This window comes from Anaerotruncus sp. DFI.9.16, assembly GCF_024461615.1.
GTDB classification, from domain to species: Bacteria; Bacillota; Clostridia; order Oscillospirales; family Ruminococcaceae; genus Anaerotruncus; species Anaerotruncus massiliensis.
Map to the genome: position 1 here is coordinate 38,573 of NZ_JANFZX010000006.1, position 19,124 is coordinate 57,696.

Annotated in this window: 10 protein-coding genes and 1 riboswitch; of the genes, 3 read left to right on the forward strand and 7 right to left on the reverse strand. The window is 64.5% G+C overall.

Annotation, left to right across the window (positions count from 1 at the left end):
• Positions 1 to 10: 10 nt before the first annotated feature.
• The 4 genes from NE609_RS04540 to NE609_RS04555 all read right to left on the reverse strand — a co-directional run bounded on the left by NE609_RS04540 (position 11) and on the right by NE609_RS04555 (position 5,410).
• Positions 11 to 1,012: an ABC transporter permease gene (locus NE609_RS04540; protein WP_256151880.1), complete on the reverse strand. Its 1,002-nt coding sequence runs from the start codon at positions 1,010 to 1,012 to the stop codon at positions 11 to 13.
• A complete protein-coding gene (locus NE609_RS04545; protein WP_101550340.1) occupies positions 1,012 to 1,971 on the reverse strand; it encodes an ABC transporter permease in 960 nt (319 codons plus the stop codon). The genes NE609_RS04540 and NE609_RS04545 overlap by 1 nt, the downstream gene beginning before the upstream one ends.
• A complete protein-coding gene (locus tag NE609_RS04550; RefSeq protein WP_121586216.1) occupies positions 1,968 to 3,473 on the reverse strand; it encodes a sugar ABC transporter ATP-binding protein in 1,506 nt (501 codons plus the stop codon). Before NE609_RS04550 ends, NE609_RS04545 begins: the two co-directional genes overlap by 4 nt.
• Before the next feature lie 203 nt (positions 3,474 to 3,676).
• On the reverse strand, positions 3,677 to 5,410 hold the full coding sequence (locus tag NE609_RS04555) for a sensor histidine kinase (protein WP_256151881.1): 1,734 nt from the start codon (positions 5,408 to 5,410) through the stop codon (positions 3,677 to 3,679).
• A gap of 230 nt (positions 5,411 to 5,640) precedes the next feature.
• Here NE609_RS04555 and NE609_RS04560 point away from each other — a divergent pair, with 230 nt between their 5' ends.
• Complete coding sequence (locus NE609_RS04560; protein ID WP_256151882.1) at positions 5,641 to 9,873, forward strand: hypothetical protein; 4,233 nt, start codon at positions 5,641 to 5,643, stop codon at positions 9,871 to 9,873.
• A gap of 137 nt (positions 9,874 to 10,010) precedes the next feature.
• A complete protein-coding gene (locus NE609_RS04565) occupies positions 10,011 to 10,892 on the forward strand; it encodes a hypothetical protein (protein WP_256151883.1) in 882 nt (293 codons plus the stop codon).
• Between the two features lie 69 nt (positions 10,893 to 10,961).
• On the opposite strand, the gene NE609_RS04570 is transcribed toward NE609_RS04565, so the two are convergent.
• From NE609_RS04570 to NE609_RS04580, 3 genes are all read right to left on the reverse strand, one after another.
• Complete coding sequence (locus NE609_RS04570) at positions 10,962 to 14,291, reverse strand: ATP-binding protein (protein ID WP_256151884.1); 3,330 nt, start codon at positions 14,289 to 14,291, stop codon at positions 10,962 to 10,964.
• Between the two features lie 119 nt (positions 14,292 to 14,410).
• On the reverse strand, positions 14,411 to 14,998 hold the full coding sequence (locus tag NE609_RS04575; protein WP_256151885.1) for a DapH/DapD/GlmU-related protein: 588 nt from the start codon (positions 14,996 to 14,998) through the stop codon (positions 14,411 to 14,413).
• Positions 14,999 to 15,182: 184 nt separating this feature from the next.
• Positions 15,183 to 18,092, reverse strand: a complete 2,910-nt coding sequence (locus NE609_RS04580) for a hypothetical protein (protein WP_256151886.1) — start codon at positions 18,090 to 18,092, stop codon at positions 15,183 to 15,185.
• A gap of 111 nt (positions 18,093 to 18,203) precedes the next feature.
• Positions 18,204 to 18,286: riboswitch (cyclic di-GMP riboswitch) on the reverse strand.
• A gap of 248 nt (positions 18,287 to 18,534) precedes the next feature.
• Between NE609_RS04580 and NE609_RS04585 the strand changes: the two genes are divergently transcribed.
• Complete coding sequence (locus NE609_RS04585; RefSeq protein WP_256151887.1) at positions 18,535 to 19,065, forward strand: putative ABC transporter permease; 531 nt, start codon at positions 18,535 to 18,537, stop codon at positions 19,063 to 19,065.
• Positions 19,066 to 19,124 lie beyond the last annotated feature (59 nt).

Sequence of the window (19,124 nt, forward strand, 5' to 3'; positions counted from 1 at the left end):
CTGCGCGGCTTCAGGCGCCCGCCGCGCTTCCGCGCCGCCGTTCGTCCAGTTCCCTGCGGGAGCGGGACTTGACCAGAAAGTCGTTGACATAGGCGCGGATGCCGTTGATGGAAAATGCGAATATCAGGATGACGCCCTCGATGATGCGCTGCATGTAGCTCTGGATCTGGAAGGCGTCCATTCCGCTTTTGATGGTCGCCAGGAAGATGGCGGCGACCGCGGTGGTGAAGATGCTCCCCTTGCCGCCGACGAGCGCCGTGCCGCCCAGCACGACCGCCGAGATGACGGTGAACTCGAACCCGTCCTTCATGCCGTAGTTGGAGGAGCCGAGATAGGAGGTGATCATGATCGAGGCGGCCGCCGTGAAGAGGCCGACCATCAGGTAGATGAGGATCTGCGTCCGGGGGATGCTGATGCCCGCGATGCGCGCCGCCTCGTGGGAGTTGCCGATCGCCAGCGTGTGGCGGCCGAGCGCGGTCTTGCGCAGGATGACGGTCCCGATCACGCCGCAGATGATCATGACGATGAAGGGCACCGGGATGCCCGCCAGGTAGCTGGTCGACATCAGCTTGAAGAGCCTGTTCTCGACGACGACCGGCGTGGCGTTGACGATCTGCGCGAGCGCGCGGTAGCCGAACATCATGGCGAGCGTCGCGATGAACGCGGGGATCTTCATCTTCGCGATGAGCACGCCGTTGAAGGTCCCGAGCACCGCGCCGAGCAGCAGGATGAGGATGACCGACGGAAAGACCCCCATCTTCGGGAGCAGCAGGGTCAGCACGCAGGAGCAGAGCGCCACCTGCGAGGCGACCGACAGGTCGAGGTCGCCGCTGATGATGACGAAGGTCATGCCCACGCCGCAGATCCCGGTGAAGGAGGCCTCGCGAACGATGTTCTGGAAGGCCGAGATGTTCCGGAAGTTGGGGCTGAAGACGATGAGGATCAGCCAGAAGATGAGCAGCGCGTAGAGGATACCCAGTTCGCCGAAATTGATCTGTAATTTCTTTTTCATCACTTCGCCGCCTCCTGGGTAATGATTTTGATTCCGCTGATCGACAGCGCGAAGAGCAACACGACCGCGATCGCGAGCTTCTGGAACGCCTCGTCGACGCCCAGAATGTTCAGCCCGCTGCGGATGAGCGAGAGGAGCAGCGCCCCGATGAAGGAGCCCCAGATGTTCCCCTTGCCGCCCGAGAGCGCCGTGCCGCCGAGGATGACCGAGGTGATGGCGTCGAGCTCGAACCCGTCCCCGATGATCGCGCTGCCGGTGGCGAGCCGCGACGACTGGAGCACGCCCGCGCAGGCCGCGGTCAATCCGGTGACGACGAAGACCGCGATAAGGGTGCGGTCGACGTTGATGCCGCTCGCGCGGGCGGCCGCCTCATTGGAGCCGATCGCGCGGGTCTTGACGCCGAAGCGGGTGTGGCGGTAGACGAGGTAGGCGATCACAAAGACCGCGACCACCAGGATCACCTGCACGGGGATGCCGAAGATGCTGGAGGTGGAGAAGATCTTGATCTCCTTGTTTTTCGACATGAGCACCCGCTTGCCGTTGCTGTAGACGAGCGCCGCGCCCTTGAAGGCGAGCTGGGTGGCCAGCGTGGCCACGAAGGTCTGGATATGTAATTTTGTGATGATGAGCCCGTTGACCACCCCGCAGAGCACGCCGACGAGCAGCGCCAGCAGGATGCTCGGCCACATGCCGATGTTGGCGATGTTCATGGCCACCACGCAGGTGACCAGCGAGAGGATCGAGCCGACCGAGAGGTCGAAGCCGCCCGCGCAGATGGCGAAGGTCATGCCCGCCGCCGCGATGCCCGTCGTGGCCGAGCGGGAGAGCACGGTGGTCAGGTTGGATACCGATACGATCCTCGGGTTGAGGGCGAGGAAGACCAGCCCCACGGCCAGCAGGATTGCGAGGATGCCGAAACGGTCCCACCACGCCCAAAATCTTTTCGTCCTGTCGTTCATATGCTGTCACCGTCCAATCTTTCCGAGGTTCCGGTCGCGCACTCCATGATCGTGACCTCGTCCATCTCCGTCTTTGAGAGGTTGCCGGTGATCCGGCCCTGGAAGACGACCAGCGTGCGGTGGCAGATGCTGATGATCTCCGGAAGCTCGGAGGAGACCACGATGATCGCCAGTCCCGACTTCGCGAGCTCCTCGAGCAGCTCGTAGATCTCCGCCTTCGCGCCGACGTCGATGCCGCGCGTCGGCTCGAGCATGATTAGCACCTTGCAGTCGCTCGCCAGCGCGCGCGCCAAGAGGAACTTCTGCTGGTTGCCGCCCGAGAGGTTGACGATCCGCTGCGCCGGGGAGGAAAACTTCATGTTCATGCGCTTCTTGTAGTTTTCAAGCAGCTCCTGCTCCTTCGCGTCGCTGATGAGCCCGAAGCGGGAGATCGACCGCAGGATGTTCATCGTGAGGTTTTCCCGCACCGTCATCAGCGCGAAGATGCCCGCGCTCTTGCGGTCCTCGGTGACGAACCCGATGCCGTCCCGGATCGCCTGCAGCGGCCCCTTCATCTGGAGCTGCCGCCCGCCGAGGGTCACCGTGCCGCCGTCCGGACGGATGAGGCCGTAGATCGCCTTGACGATCTCCTCCCGTCCGCAGCCCATGAGTCCCGCCACGCCGAGCAGCTCGCCGCTGCGCACGCTGAAGCTCACGTCCTCGAACATCCCGGCGCGGGTGAGGTTTTTGACCTCAAGCACCGTCTCCCCGAGCTCGTGCCCGGAGGATTTGTAGTACTGGTCCACCTCGCGGCCGACCATCAGCTTGACCAGGTCGTTGTGGGTGAGCTCTTCGGTTCTTTTGGTGGCGACATACTGGCCGTCCCGCAGGATCGAGACCCGGTCGGTCAGATCGAAAATCTCCTTGAGGCGGTGGGAGATGTAGAGGATCGTTTTCCCGTTCTCCTTGAGCCGCCGGATGAGGGCGTAGAGGACGTCGACCTCCTGGTTGTTGAGCGCGCCGGTCGGTTCGTCCATGATGATGATGTCCGATTCGTGGGAGATCGCCTTGGCGATCTCGACCATCTGCTGCTGAGAGACGCTGAGCATCCCGACCATGTCGGTCGGCTTGAGGGACAGGTTCATGCTGTCGATCAGCTCCTGCGCCCGCGCGTTCATCGTCCGGATGTCCAGCACCACGCCGTGCACCGGCAGGCCGGACGCGAAGATGTTCTCCGCGACGGTGAGCTCCGGCATCAGGTTCAGCTCCTGGTAGATGACGCTGACCCCCGCCTTCATCGCGTCCTGGATCGAATGGATCTCCTGTTTCTCGCCGCGGATGAAAATTTCTCCGCTGTCCGCCTGGTACATCCCGCCGAGAATCTTCATCAGCGTGGATTTCCCCGCGCCGTTTTCACCGACGATCGCGTGGACCTCTCCCTCTTCGATCGAGAGGCTCACGTCCGACAGCGCCTTGACGCCGGGAAACGACTTGCTGATATTGCGTATCTCGATGATAGCCAATTGTTTTCGCACCTCGCTTTTCTGTCTGGCGGCTATTCCTGCAATCTGCTCCACCTGTTTCTGTTTTTATTGTAATGTTCACCAGTTTATTAGTAAATGAACAATTCAGAACTGTTTGGATACACAAAACAACACAAAAAGGCCCGGTTTCCGTTTACCGGAAACCGGGCCTTTTGTCCGTTATGGAAAGACAGCCCGCGCCGTCACTTCGCGCTCCACCTGCCGCTGAGCGTCACGGTCGTGCCCTGCGGGAAATTGCGCGCGATGCGGTATCCGACGCTCTCCCCCGCCGACAGCTTGAGGCGGATGATCGTGTTCACCAGCCCGAGCCCGCCGATTTTGAGCTCGCTGTAGTTTGCGGGCAGATCCTCGCTGTACTGGGCGACCTTGCGCTCGAGCTCGTCGATCTCCCCGTCGGCAAAGCCCGAGCCGTTGTCCGCCACTGAGATACACCAGCGATCCCCCTCGATGCGCGAGGTGATGCTCACCCGCCAGGGGGGCTCCACCTGCTTGAAGGCGTGCTCGAAACAGTTCTCCACGATGGGCTGGATGATCAGCCGGGGGATCGCCATCCCCTCGAGCCGCTCGTCGAGTGAGAGGTCGTAGTCGAAATACTCCTCATAGCGCAGCTTCATCAGCTCGAGGTAGTTGCGGACGTTTTCGATCTCGCTGCCGAGCGTCGCGCCGCCGCTGCTGTAGGAGCTGCTGTAGCGCAGCATCTGGGAGATCCGCTCGCAGGTGTCGGCGATGCGGTCCTCCCCCGCCTCGATCGCCATGCTGCTGATCGTCGAGAGGGAGTTATAGAGGAAATGCGGGTTCATCTGCGACTGGAGCGCGAGCAGGTAGGCCTTCTGCTCGCAGGCGACCGAATCGTTCATTTTTTTGAGCATCGACTGGAAGGCGGCGTTGAGCTCCCGCACCTCGTCGATGCTCTCGTCGGGGACGAGGTCGGCCTGGATGGAATCGATCGAGATCTTGCGCACCTCGTCGCTCAACCGGATGAGCGGCGCGGAAATCCGCTTGGAGATGAGGTAGACAGCCAGAATGAGCAGTATGATCGTCACGAGGCTGCCGATAAAGAGGTAGACGGTCATCGAGCGGTAGGGCTGCATCATCGAGCGCCGGTCCTGCGCGAGCGCGACCCGCCAGCCGTACTGGTCGGACAGCTTGGCGGTCACGTAGTAGTCCCGCTCGTCCAGCTCGCTGTACGCCCGGCCGGCCGGGAGGATCTGGTTGCCCTCCCCGTCGAAGAGGAAGACGACCGTGTCGGTCAGCACGTCGAGCGCGAGATAGCTCTCGAGCTGGTCGACCCCCTGCTGGATTTCAACGATGCCGTAGACCTCCTTGGAGTAGAAGTTGGTGATCGGCCGCAGCAGGGAGGTGTACCGGGCCTTATAGGTGCCCGACCAGCGGTCCTCCTGGGGCGGGAGCAGCAGATACCCGGCCCGGCCGTCGATCAGCTCGCGCATCTGCGCGCCCACGTCGGTCTCATAGAGCGTCTCGGAGACCCGGCTCTCGGGGTTGACGCTCGCGCCCGCGCTGATGAAATCCCCATGCTGGTTGTAGACGCTGATCCGCCAGATCGGCATGCTCGGGCCGTTGTGGGAGGTCAGCACGCTGGCGATGTCGATGCTGTCCATGATGTTCACGTCGAAGTAGTTCTCCCGGCTGGCGTCCTGCTGGAGGCGGTTGAAGATGTTGATGATGCGGGGATCCGATTTGACCTGCTGGGCCATCTGGTCCATCTCCGAGAGGTAGGCGTCCACCTGCGAAACCATCTTGTCGAGCAGCTGCGTCTGGTTGATCGCGGCGGTCTTTTCGCTCACGCTGACCACATACTGGTAGGCCGCGCCCACCAGCACCAGCATGAATACCAGCAGGAAGGCCGAATAGGTCAGCACCAGCCTGCGCAGAAATCCTGTTTTCCGATGTTTCATCCGCTCGCCACCCGCAGTTCCAATTTTTCCGTTTTCCTTATTGTAGCAGAAATTTAAAATTCCGCAATCCGCACCCCCAAATTTCCATCCGCGACCCGAATTTGGTGAAATCGCCCAAAATTCACAAAATGTTCACAATCGGACGCGACAAAACGGCCGCAAATCCGCTACTATTAAATCAGAAGGCAAGGATTGACAACAACCCCAAAACCTGACCGGGAGGAACGCTTATGAAACGGCTCCTATCCATGCTGCTCGCGCTTGCGATTTCGTGCAGCTATCTCTCCCTCGCGGCGCTCGCCGCCGAAGGTGAGGACGAGACGCCCAAGGTCACGATCACCTACAGCGTGGCGGAGGGCGGCACCCTGACGATCAACGGCACCCCCCACACCGCGGCGGAGGCCGTCACGACGGGACCCGACGGCCTGCCCCTGCCCCACACGGTCACCCTGCCGGAGGGCGTAGACGTGGCTTTTTCCGCCGTGCCCGACGCTTCCCATACGCTGGGCGCCCTGACGGTGACCGGCCTGCCCGTGGGCACGCCCGCCCCCGTCATCACGAACGGAATGGGTACGGTCAAGGCCGTCAACGGCTTGCAGATCCACGCGAGCTTTGACATTCTGACCTACACCGTGGACGTCCGGCAGGCGCCGGGCGGCACGATCTCCGCGTCCGGGCTCGGCGCGAACGGCACGGCCGCGGCCAACGGCAGCGTCACCCTCGCCGCCGCGGCGAATGATAACTACGAATTCTCCCACTTCCTGGTGGACGGCGCGCAGGTGACCGCCAACCCCTGCACCTTCACGGTCACGAAGGACACCGTCGTTTCCGCCCTCTTCACCGCCAACCCGGTCACCCATTCGGTGACGGTCGCCCCCCCCGTCGGCGGCCGCATCCAGGTGAGCGGCATCGACGACGCCGGACTCGTCGCGGACGGCGCGAAGATCACGATCGCCGCCGAGCCCGATGGCAGCCACACCTTCGGCGCGCTCCTGATAAACGGCACAGACGTCGGGAGCGCCACCCATGGGATGGAGGTGCACGGCGACGTGACCGTCTCAGCCACCTTCCCGGAAAAGGCCCCCGAGACCTATTCCGTGTCCGTCACGGCGGGCGCGGGCGGCAGCGCCGCCGCGACCGATCCGGAGGGCACCCCCCTCTCCGGCCCCGTCGCGGCCGGTACGCGGGTCACTCTGACCGCACAGGCGGATGAAACGCACACCTTCAGCCACTTCCTGATCGGCGGCGTGCAGATTGCTGAAACCCCCTATACCCTCACGGTGAACGGGGCGGTATCCGCCGAGGCCGTCTTTGCTGAAAAGACTGATTCCGATTTCGACGAAGGCTCGAAGCAGGGCGGGAATTCCAACAAGATTCCACCGGATAACAGCAAAACCTCCGTAACGGTCAAGCAGCCCACCGCAGGCGGTGCGGTCACGGCCGTCAACGGCATCGCAGTCGACGCCTCCGGGGTCCTTTCGGGCGCGCTCACGCTCAAGGAGGGCGACACCCTCACAATCACCGCCGCGCCCGGTGAAAAATACCAGCTCAAATCCGTCACGGTCAACGGCGGCGCGGCGGCGGTCAGCGGCAATACCGCCAGCTACACCGTCCAGACCGACGACTTGAAAGGCATCATCATCGAGCCCGCCTTCATCGCCTCCGCGCCGGTGACGGTGGATTCCTCCGCCGCCACGGGCGCTTCGGTCGCGGTCGGCAGGGGCGGCACGCCCCTCCAGAACACCGACGCTGTGACGGAGGGCGACGCCCTCACCTTCACCGTCATGCCCGCGGACGCCGGGAAGGCGGTCCAGTCGGTCACCGTCAATGGGAAGGCGGCCGCCAAGAGCGGCGACAACGCGTTCGGTTACGCGGTCACGGCGGAGGACATCCTCAGCGGCGTCCTCAAGGTGGAGGCCGTGCTTGTCTCGACCGACGTGCAGGTCAAATGGAACCCCGCCCCGGAAACCGGCGTCACCGTCGAGGTTAAACCGGAAAACGGGACCGCTGATAAAAGCGGCGATCTCACCGTTCCCTACAACGCCAGTCTGATCGTCGGCGTCTCCGCCCCCGACGGAAAATCCGTCGAGAAGGTCACCGTCGCGCAGGAGGGCGGGTCGGCTCCGGCGGACTACGTCTCCGGCGCGGACGGCAGCTTCAAAATTCCCTTCGTCCGGGCGGCGGTCACCGCCATCACCCCCACCGTGAACGGGGTCCGGCCCAGGATTAGCTGGACCGAACCCCCGGCGGGCACGGTCGTTGTGAAGTCGGGCGACGCCATTTCCACCGGCGGCGACGTGCCCTACGGCAGTACCATCACCATCGAGGTGACGCCGCCAGCGGGACGCCTGCTTGAAAAGGTCACCGTCACCGGAAACGGCAAGACGGCCCCGCAGGACTACACACCCAAAGCCGGGGAAAACAAGGTCACGGTCGAGCATGTGAAAGCCGATATCACCGCGCTTTCCGTCGCCTACCAGGACGACCCGGGCAACCCGGCGGTCACCTGGACCGCGCCCGCTTCGGGTAAGGGGACGATCACCGTCACAGCCAAGGAGGGCGGCGGCGCGGTCACAAACGGCAGTACGGTCGCGCTCGGAAGCACCGTCACGATCAAGGCGGACCCGCCGGCCGGCTACTTCCTCAAAAGCCTCGCGGTCGCGGGCGACGCGACGACGGGCGTTACCACTTACAACCAGTTCAGCAATAGCAGTGTGGACGTAAAGATGGACCACCCGATCACCGCGATCACCCCCGTCTTCGCGCAGTACCGGAAGGTGACGCTCGCTGACATCCAGAACGCGACCGTCACGGCGCGCGGCGCCTTCTACCCGAACTCCGACGGTACGGGAAGCACCTTCACGGCCCTTTCGGAAAAGGGCGCCGGCTATGTCTACGCCGAGCTGGACAAAGATCCCACGGTCACGCTCTCTGTACGGGACATGAGCCTGGGCAGCCAGCTCCAGGTCAAGAATAACGGCAACGGCATCGGTTCCCCGCTCCGTTCGGGCGACTCGCTGGCGATCTCCGTGAACGGGGACCTCGCGCTGTCCGGTACGGTTTCGGCCGTCCCGCCCACGCCCAGCGGCGCCGGAAGGGTCCACGCGCCCATCGCCGTGCAGGACGAGGAGGGCGCGGTGCTCGAGGACAAGGACGGCGACGCTTTCCACATCCGCGCAATCGCCAGCGAGGGCAGGCTGGTGCTGGACGGCGTCACGCCCGGCCAGACCTTCTACATCAAGCTCGGGGAAAACGGCTACGACCTGCCCACGACGCTCGACAGCCGCCTCTCCCCCGCCCCCGTCGCGCTGGCCAGCCAGCTCGCGGACGACGATCTCTTCCGCCTCTCGATCGACAAGGATGGGGACGGCAAGAGCCTCATCAGCTCGATCACCCAGGTGGATGAAAAGCGGCTCAAGGAGGACGGCGTCCGCGGCAGCTACCTCAAGGTGGTGCTCAAGGATTCGACCGCCACCGAGGAGAAAAAGGCCCGCGCAACCATCACCTTCAAGGCGCGCAAGACGCTCGACGCCTCGAAGGGCGGCCCCTGGCAGGCGGGCGACACCGCGACCCTCGATCTGACGATGTGGATCGAGAACACCAAGAAGAGCGGTTCGGACGAGGACGCGGACGTGGGCGACCGCATCTACATCGACCCCGAATCCAACGAGTACAACACCTTTGTGTGGGGCGACGACCGCGCCGCGCTGGAATACCACGCGGACGACAACGCCAAGGCGTTCTACGCGCGCCTCTCCACCAAGGCGGACATCGATATCTACACCGATTACGGCGACCCGGTGGACGCGGACCTCTGGTTCTACAACTTCATCGGCAACCCGGAAATCCCGAGCACCTCCCGCGCCTGGCTGACGCTGGGCATCCCGTGGGACGAGGACAGCGACTACCATCCCGACCCGCGCGACGTCTACATCTACCAGGTGGACAAATACGGCGACCTGGAGGACGTGACCGACCGGTTCACCTACTCGGACGACGCCTACGCCATCGAGGGCTGGACCATCCGGACCCGCCAGCTCGGCACCTACATCATCTCCGACACCGAGCTCGACCTCGACACCGGCTACGAGATGGAGTACGACTGGGACGACGACGCCTACGAGGAGCAGTACAAGGTCAACCCGGTCACCGGCGGCGGCACGCAGGATTACACGCCGGTGACCCTCCCCGTCAACTACGGCGGCGGCAGCACCGGCGGCTCGACGGGCGGCGCCGTCTCCGAGCCGGAGCCGGAGGAGAGCAAACCGGACGACGAGGAGGAAGAGGGCAACCGTCAGGTCACCGCCAAGCCGGTCCCCGAGGCGGTCCCCGAGGTCGACGAACCGGAGGAAAAGCCCGCGGGCAAGGGCTTCGCCCCCTGGGCGGTCGTACTGGTGATCGCGCTCATCGCGGCCGGGGCCGGGACGGGCGGTTACTTCCTCTACCGGCACTTCAGCGAATAACCGGCGTTTTGAAGCCCGGGGGCCCCGCGGAATTCCCGCGGGGCCCCTTCGCATCCCGGCGCGCCGGAGCTTGCATTCGCGGGCCCCGCATGGTATGATTTGTGTACCAGGAACTTCCAAAAAGGCGGGTGCATTTCATGGGCGGAAAGGTACGGCAGGTTTTGGCGGACGGCGAGCACTCCGAACGGATGAAGCGCAGGGAATCCTTCCTGCTGCGTTTTCCGGACGCAGGCGGGACGGATGGCCATGAGAAGTTCCAGATGCGCTGCATCACCGCGCTGATCGAGTATTACGGGAACTCCGAAGACTACCTGGCGGATTACATGGATATCTGCGACATGCTCGGGCAGGGCTACCGGGAGGAGGCGTTCCACCTCGGCTTCCAGAATTCCAACCTGTATACCCTCCTAGCGGAGTTTGAGCTGCGGGAGGAATCCGACCTCTATCTCTGGCTGCAAATTCTCGAACGCCTGCTGGACAGCCCGGGACGCGGCGACAAGCAGAAAAAACGCCTCGCCCTCAAAATTGCGGAGGCGCTCAAGCTCTCGGGAATCGGCGCGGCGCTCTGCCGGCTGGAAGGCGGCCGCTACGCCTTCTATCCCGCGACCGAGCCGTTCCTCGACCGGGCGCTCGTCTTCGACGTGCTCGGCTGGCTGGACGCCTACCCGAAGGCGCGGGAGCAGTACCGGGAGGCCCTCAGGCTCCTGCTGCACGGGGACCGCACCCGCAAGGCGATCGACTGCCTGCGGCTCTCGCTCGAACTCTTCTGCAAGCAGCGCTACCAGAACGAAAAGTCGCTGGAAAACCAGTTCTCCCTGATCGGGAGCGAGCTGGCCGACCGGGGGCTGTCGGCCGAGCTGCGAAATCTCTTCACGACCCTGCTCGCCTACTACGCCAAATTCAACAACGAGCACGTCAAGCATGACGACTCAGCGAACGCCGCGGAGGTCGATTTTGCGCTCTATCTGACCGGCAGCTTTCTGCGCCTGCTGCTCCTCTCCGACCGGGAGACGCTCTGACCCCAAACCCAAAAGGGCCGCGTGAACAAAAGTTCACGCGGCCCTTTTTTTATCCTCCGGACGGCCTGTTCAGCCAATCCAGCGGTGCAGGGTCTCGAGCAGCCGGTCGATCTCCAGCGGCTTGGTCACATGCTCGTTCATGCCCGCCTGCCGGGCGCGGTAGACGTCGTCGGCAAAGGCGTTGGCCGTGAGCGCGATGATGGGGATGTCCGCGGCGTCCGGCCTCCCCTCGCCGGCCAGCTTCCGGATCGCCTTCGTGGCCTCGTAGCCGTCCATGACGGGCATCTGGATGTCCATCAGGATGAGGGCGTAGGCGCCCGGCGGATGGGAGGCGAAGAGGTCCACCGCCTGCCTGCCGTTTTCGGCACAGGCGGTCTCCAGCCCGGCCATGCCCAGAAGCTCCCGGGCGATCTCCCGGTTGAGGTCGTTGTCCTCCACCAGAAGAAGCCGCGTGCCGGGAGGGAACGCCTCCCCCTGCCGCACCGGAGAGCCGGCGCAGGATCCCGCCTCCCGCGCGTCCTCCCCCGCCAGCTTGAGGAAGATGGTCACGACGAACCGGCTGCCCTTGTCCGGCTGGCTCTCCACCCGGATGGTTCCGTTCATCATCTGCACCAGATTGTGGGTGATGGCAAGGCCCAGCCCCGTCCCCTGGACCCCGCTCACGCGGGCGTCCTTCGCCCGCTCGAACGGGGTGAAGAGCTTATCGAGGAACTCGGGCGGCATACCGATGCCGTCGTCCTCCACGGTGAATTCAAAGCAGCCGACCCCGCTGCGGCCCGACACCCGTTCCTCCGCCGTCAGGGAGATATGGCCGCCCGTCCCGGTATATTTCACCGCGTTGGACAGCAGGTTCAGCAAGATCTGCTGGACCCGCATGAAATCCCCGTGGACCGCGTCATGGCGCAGGTCGGAGCGCAGGACGATCTGCTGCTCCTTGCTTTCCGCGTCGGAGCGGATGATCTGCATGACGGTGTTCAGCGTGTCGCTGACCAGGAAGGTGTTCTCGCTGAGGCTGACGCTGCCCGACTCGATTTTGGACATGTCCAGAACCTCGTTGATGAGTCCCAGCAGGTGATTTCCCGATATGCGGATCTTCCCGAGGCAGTCGGCGAGCTTGTCCGGGTCGCCCAGCTGCTTTTCCGCAATGGAGGTCATGCCAAGGATGGCGTTCATCGGCGTGCGGATGTCGTGGCTCATCCGGGAGAGAAACTCCGACTTGGCGTGATTCGCCCGCCGGGCGCCCTCATACGCCTCCTCCAGCGCCCGCTTGGCCGCCTGGTCCTCCGCCTGACGTTCCAGCTCCCGCCGCTTCTCCCCGCTGATGTTGCGCAGGGTGACGATGGCGGTCCTGGTCTCCGCCCCCTCCATCGAAACCGGGTGGATCTCCAGCCGCAGCCAGGGCGACGCGGTGCCGTCCGACGCGGTGCGGTGGAACTCCGCCTCCGTGTGGCCGCTGATACTCGAAAATGCCCCGAGCAGCCTCTCCCGGTCGCACAGCCGCGCCACGCGGGGGCGGTCGCCCTCCGCCACATGGGGGAGCAGCCGTTCGCACAGGTCCCCGGTGAAGCTGCCGGTGCGCGGGAAGGCCATCGCGTCGCTCGCCTGCGGCAGACGAACGGCGTAGTACTCGTCCGCGGTCAGGTTGACGTAAAAGATGCTCACGTACATGCCGCTGATCGCCTGCAGGGCCGACTGGCTCATGTGCAGGCGTTCGCTGTTTTCCGAAAGCGTCTCCTTCATGCTGTGGATGTCCCGGATCGTGCCCACGACCCGGCTGAGCCGCCCCTCCCGCAGGATGGGACGGCTGCTCACCCGGTGCCAGCGGTAATCGCCGGGGGCGGCCCCGGGCGTGACGACCCGCATCTCAAACATTTCGCCCCGCCCGTTGCAGATGTTGTCGAGCGCGGCCGGCACGTCCTCCGGGTGGATGAACGTTTCGTCCCGCAGCCTCCGCGAATAGTCGCGGATCTCCCGGCGGATGATCCCCTGCCCGTGCTGCGGCTCGTAGCTGATGAAGGTGTCGGAATCCACAAGGTACTCGAACAGCGTGTCGGAGCTGGACTCCATGGCCACGCGGTACATCTCCTGCTCCTGTTCGAGCTGCTGCTGGAGGGCCCTGCGCGGCGTAATGTCGACCACGGTGCGCTGGATGACCGCGTCCCCCTCCTCCGTGCGGCCGACGATCATGTTGGTGCCCTCCAGCCAGTGGACCGAGCCGTCGCGCCAGCGCGCGCGGTATTCCCGGTCCTGGCGGTCCCCCACCTCGTGCAGCAGCAGGTAGGTCTTCCGCAGCATGACGCGGTCCTCCTCCAGCACCGTGCCGAGCACGCCCCCGTGCCAGTCGCGCAGGCCCTCCTCCATGCTTTCGTATCCCAGCAGGGAGAGCGCCGCCCGGTTGAGGGAGATCAGATCGCACGCCCCGCCTTTGCGGCGGACGAAGCGGATGATCCCACAGGGGACGGTGTCGTAGATGCTGGTGAGCAGCGCGGTCTGCTCCCGGAGGCGCTGGGAGTCCTCCTCGGCCTGGGTCACGTCGAGGTAGAGGCTGTTGACCATCCAGTTGCCTTCCGCGTCCCGGGCCTTCTTCCCGCTGTCGATGATCCATTTGAGGCTGCCGTCCTTGCAGCGCACCCGGTAACGGGTGGAATAGGAGAGCCCGCCGTCCCGGAACGCCTCGGCGCAGTCGGCGAGCGCGTGCGCGAGGTCGGGCGGATAGACGGCGCCCACGGCGCTTCCGCCGCTGGCCTCCATGAATTCCTCCACCGTGTATCCGAAGAGCGCGGCCGCCTCCCGGCTGACAAAGGCGAAGGAATAGGTCTCGTCGTCCCGGCTGATCTTCATCCCGCCGGCGATCGAGCTCATGACCACTTCCAGCTGGCGGTTCTGCTGGACCGTCTGCGCCTCCAGCGCGGCAAGCCGCTCCTGTACGAAGTCGTAGGACTGGCGGCCGATCTTTTCGGGGAAGAGCTCCTCCTCCACCATCTCCTGGTAGGGGTTGGAGCAGTGGATGTGCGCGCAGCGCAGGCCGTCCGGCGTCTCCTGGAAGACAAAGGTCACCCGCTGGTGCACCTTCAGGTACATCTCCACGCCGGGCGCGGTGGCGATCCACATCCGCCCCGTCACCACATAGACCCCCGGCGCCGGCTCGATCACGTCGTATTCCTCGTCCCGGATGTCGCAGCGGGGGATGGCGCCGCCAAACCGGCGGAACATCTCCGCCGCCGCGCCGCGGTCGGCGAGGTACTGCTCCTCCCCCGCGCCCAGCCAGGTGAACTGCGGCGCAAAAAAGGAGGCCACGCCCCCGGCGTCGCCGTCGCAGTAATGCATGTGCATCAAGCGGCTGGCGAGGGCCTTGGCCTCCTCATGGCGCCGGACATGCGCGTCTCTCTGATTTTCCAATGCCTCCCGACCTTTCCTCCGCGGCTGAAAAGCGGATATCCTTTCCCATGATACTTGATTGTTTCCCGCCCGTCAAGGGAACCGGGCGGGAACCGCGTCCGCGCTCCGCGGGGAACGGTCTACCGGTCGGCCTCCCCGGCCTTCCCTAGAAACTTGATCAGCCGGGCCGGATTCCCGCCCACCACGGCGTTGGGCGGCACGTCTCTCGTCACCACCGCGCCCGCGCCGGCGACCGCGTTTTCCCCCAAGGTGACGCCGGGCAGCACGATCGCGCCCGCACCGATCCAGACGTTCCCGCGCAGGCGGATGGGCCGCGAAATCGTGCACCTGCGCATCGCCGGGCCGGCCGCGTGGTTGGTCGTGATGAGGCTGACGTTCGGCCCGATGAACGCGTCGTCCCCGATTTCGATGCCGCCGCGGTCCATGAAGGTGCAGCCGGCGTTGATGAAGACGCGGCGGCCCACCCGGATGTTCCTCCCGAACCCCGCGTAAAAGGGCGGACAGAGGCGCAGCGTCTCGTCGATCGGCGTCCCGGTGAGCCGTGAGAACCATGCGCGCACCTGCTCCGGGGTGTGATAGCCCATATTCAGCTCCGCGGAGAGCCGGTCGGCCTCCCGGATGATCTCATTGATGACCCCGTAATCGGGGTCCTCCAGCGAGACAGGAAGTCCCGCGCGGTCCCTCTCCAGAATATCCGTCTCTTCCACATTCCTTCCGGGAGGGGCCCCCTCCCCGTTTTCTCCAGCTTATCACATCCGCCCATTTCAATTCATTTCAAAAAGCAACTTCAGTTTAAGTCCATCGGTCTGGCCGGTGTTTTTTATTTGTGAAAAAGAAAAAGCGCCCGCCATGGGAGACCCATGGCGGGCGCCTTCTATGAAAACGCCGCTGTCATCTTCCGGTATTCGGGATTGCCTTTTCCCGCCCGGCAGGCTGTTCCGCGGACGCGGCGGCGGTTCCCGCCGCGTCCTTCAGCTCGTCAAAGGAATAGAACACCTTGTTCCCCGCGACCTCCCCCATCGACGCGCCGTCCAAAACCAGGACGCCGCCGGGATAGCGGAGCTCCAGGATCACCCCGTGCTCCTTCAGCAGACGGATGATCCCCGCCGGCACGGTCTGTTCCGACCGCGCGTTGACCCGCACCGTCTGCCCCTCGGGCGCGGACCGGATCAGCCGCTCGACGGACGGCCAGATGGATTCCGCCGAGCCGGAGCCGGACGAATGATGCCCGGAGCCGCCGGACGGGCGGGACTCCTCCGATTCAGTGTAGGCCAGCACATAGAGGGAAAAGCGGTCGGTCAGGACGGTTACGGTTTTCGGGTCGTTGTCCGTATCCGGAAGCCGCGTGTAGGAAAGGCTTCCGTCCGGCTGCTCATGCGCGCGGATGACCGTGAACGCACGCTCATAGCCCGCCTGCGGGAGCAGGTCCTCCGGAAGCTCGATAACGAGCGGGATCGGCGCGGTGGTTTCCGGGACGGCTTGCGGCGCCGCGTTGCCGACCTTTTTGAAGAGCTGGATGTCGAGGCTCGCGCCGATCGTCTCCCCCTGGAGGCTGCCCGTGAGCTCAGCCTCCACGTCGGCGTCCAGCGCGGTCTTTTCCACCTTGGGATAGATCTTCACCGTCGTGCCGTTCTGGACCTGCTCCTGCTCCCTATCGGTCAGGACGCTCGAGGCGATGTGGGAAGCCTGCTCCTGCGGCAGCTCCGTCTTCGGCGCGCCGTCGGCGATCTCCGAGTCGATGATCACATCCCCCGAGGCGAGGTTCCCGATCGTCCAGGCGGCCAGGTTTCCCTCCCGGGAAAAGCCGAGGTCGAATCCGCTGCCGGCAAACCACCCCGCGGGAACCGTTTCTTCGTCGCCCGCCTCATAGGAGACGGCGACGTCCCCATTGTTCCAGCCGCTTCCGAGAAGTTCGAGGGAGACCGCGTCGTCGTCGGTTCCCGTCTTTGTGAAAAAGCCCTTCAGGTCGAGCCGGTCGGTCAAGCGGACCGTATCGAAATGCGCCACGCCGACGATCTGGCTGTTTCCTTCGTACAGGGTCAGCGACGCGCTTCCGGTCCCCGACGGGACAGGCATGCTTCCCTGCAGGTTTCCGCCGAGGATCATTTCGACCTCGCTGTCCGAAACGGTGATGTCGCAGCGGTCCGTCACCGAGGCGTTGCCGCCCGTGCTGCCGGTCCCGCCGATCACAGTGCAGAAAAATTCATCCTCCGGGAAAACCGCGGGATGATGATCCCCCTTCACGCGGTCCAGGGTCAGATCGACGGAACCGACGGCCGCGTTCGCGCCGGTGCCCGCATTGCCCCCGCCAAAGATGCCGCCTGAAATCAGGGAGTCCTCCAGAAGCATGGTCACACTTCCCACCGACGCGTCGGAATCCGTCCCCGAGGCCGTTCCGCCGCCGTAAAACGACCCTTCGACGGGACTTCCCCATTGGTCCGCGACCGGCGCTGTCGAGCCCGAAACGGTCAGCTCCACCCGGCCGATCGAGGCATTGCCCCCGCCGCTGGCGTCGCCGCCGCCAAACACATAGGCATAAAGATTGGGGCAGTCCTCGATCAGCGTCCGGGCCGTCCCCGATACGGAGGCGTCCCCCTCTCTGGCCTGCCCGCATTCGTAGTTCATCATCTCGGAGGTCCCGACCGTGCAGTCGATGCTTTCCGCCGTCGCGGAGGCGAATGCTCCGTCGGCGTAACCGCCGCTGTAGACCTCCCGCACGTCAAGGCCGGTGAGGTGCATGCTGATGGGGCCGTTCACGTCGGCCACCGCCGCCCCGCCCGACGTCGCGGTCGCGTAGCCGCCTCCGCGAACGAAGTGGGTCGCGCCCCCCTCCAGGACCTTCAGGGAGACGGCGCCGACCGAGGCGTCCGCACGGTTCCTGCTGTTGGAATAGGCGTAGCCGCCTCCATAGACGCTATGGCCGTCTTTCGTGAAGCCCTCCTCCGGTAGGGGGCCGCGGGCCCGGTTCTCGGTGCGCGCCGTCCCCAGGACACGGGCGCTGGCGTCACCGTTTTTGGCCTCCGCGTAGCCGCCGCCGCATGTCTTCACGATGATGTTCCCGGAGGTATCGATATTTGCGTCGCCGCTCACGTCGGCGGAATGGCTGCCGTCCGAATAACCGCCGCCATAGACGGCGCTCACCGGAACGCCGTCCAGCATGACGCTGGTGTCCCCGTCGACGTCGCGGTTCTTGCCGCCCCCGAAGACGGTTTTGCCTCCGGGAGAGGGAAGCTCCAGCTTCCCGTCCGTCCCGTAGAAGATGTAGCACACGCCGTCCTCCTTGCGGATGGTGATGGCGGCCCCGTTGGCGTAGACGCGGTTCCCGTCAATTTCCGGGACGGGACCGGCCTCCTCGGAAAGCGCGGCGACCGCGGCTTCCTCCTCCACGGGCTCCAGTCCGTCCTCATCCCCCGGCTGTTCCTCTTCGGGGAGCTCGTCCCCGGGAGTTTCCTCCGGCGGGTCCGTCCGCCCGCTTTCGTCCGGGACTTCCGGGTCCGTCACCGAGTCGGCGGGCCCGCCGTCTCCCGGCGTCTCTTCCCCGCCGTCCCCGGAATCCGCATCTCCCGGGAGTTCGGCGGGCGGGTCCTCTTCATCCGTTTCCGGTTCGCCGGGTTCTTCCGCGCCGCCCGTCTCCGGGACTTCCGTGGAAGGGGGCTCCGGGTCGGGGACCGGGTCCGCCTCCACGGTTTCACGCGGCTCTTCCCCGGGCTGCCCGTCCGCGGCGAACAGGGGGAGGCTGCCTCCCCACAGCAGAACGACTGCCGTAAGAAGCGCCAGAATCCCTTTCATCTTGGTTTTCATACAAACTACCCTCTCTAATAAAATACTGCAAAAAAAAATACGCACCTCATTTTTCAATGATGAAATGCGTAGTCATACATAAGCAACGCCCCCGGGCTCCGGGAGCAGATGTGCTGCAACTGGCTGTCATCGCTTACGCATTAGACCCTATAGCTTTGCGTCCCTGCCTTTAGGCAGGTTTGCCCAATATGGAATTGTCACAAATTTTTTTGATGCTTCGAAATGATAAATTCTGTGTTACTTATAAATATATACCTTATTTTGCGGAATGTCAACGCGGTTTTTTATGAAAGATCTCCCAAATCGTCCGCCGGGCCCCAATTGGGAAAATTTCCTCCGCGGCTTCCCTTCCCGCCCGGAATCTGTCATAATGGGACTATCTTTCCGTGCTTCCGCCCCGCCCGCCGGGAGGGGCGGGAGCACGCAAAAAAGGAGGGCCGGGATGCTGGTCAAAGCCGAACGGTATTTTCTCTGCTTCCTGTCATATTCCGTCCTCGGATGGCTGTACGAGGTATTTCTCGAGGTCGTCGTATACCGGTGGGGCTTCTCCAACCGGGGCGTCCTCTTCGGGCCCTACTGCCCGATCTACGGGGTGGGCGCCCTGGTGCTGGTCCTCTCCCTGCGAAGGCTGCGGGACCGCGACATCCGCATCGGGAAGCTGCCGGTCACGCCCCTGCTCGTCTTCGCGGCGGCCGGGGCCATCGCGACGGTGATCGAGCTCATCGGCAGCTACGTCATGGAATTCACGACGGGCGGCTGGATGTGGGACTACCGCGCGTACCCGCTGAATTTTCAGGGGCGGATCGCGCTCAATCCGAGCGTCCGGTTTGGGCTCGGCGGCCTCGTTTTCCTCTACCTTCTCCAACCGTTGCTGGAGCGAGCGGCGCGCAGGCTGCCCGACAGGGCCCTCGCCCTCCTGAGCGGTTCCCTCGCGGGGCTGATGCTTTTGGACGCCGCCGTGACCTTCTTTTGAGGCGGATTCCGGAAGGCGCAGTGAGGGACGCGGCCGACGCAAATAAAAAAGAGCCGGTG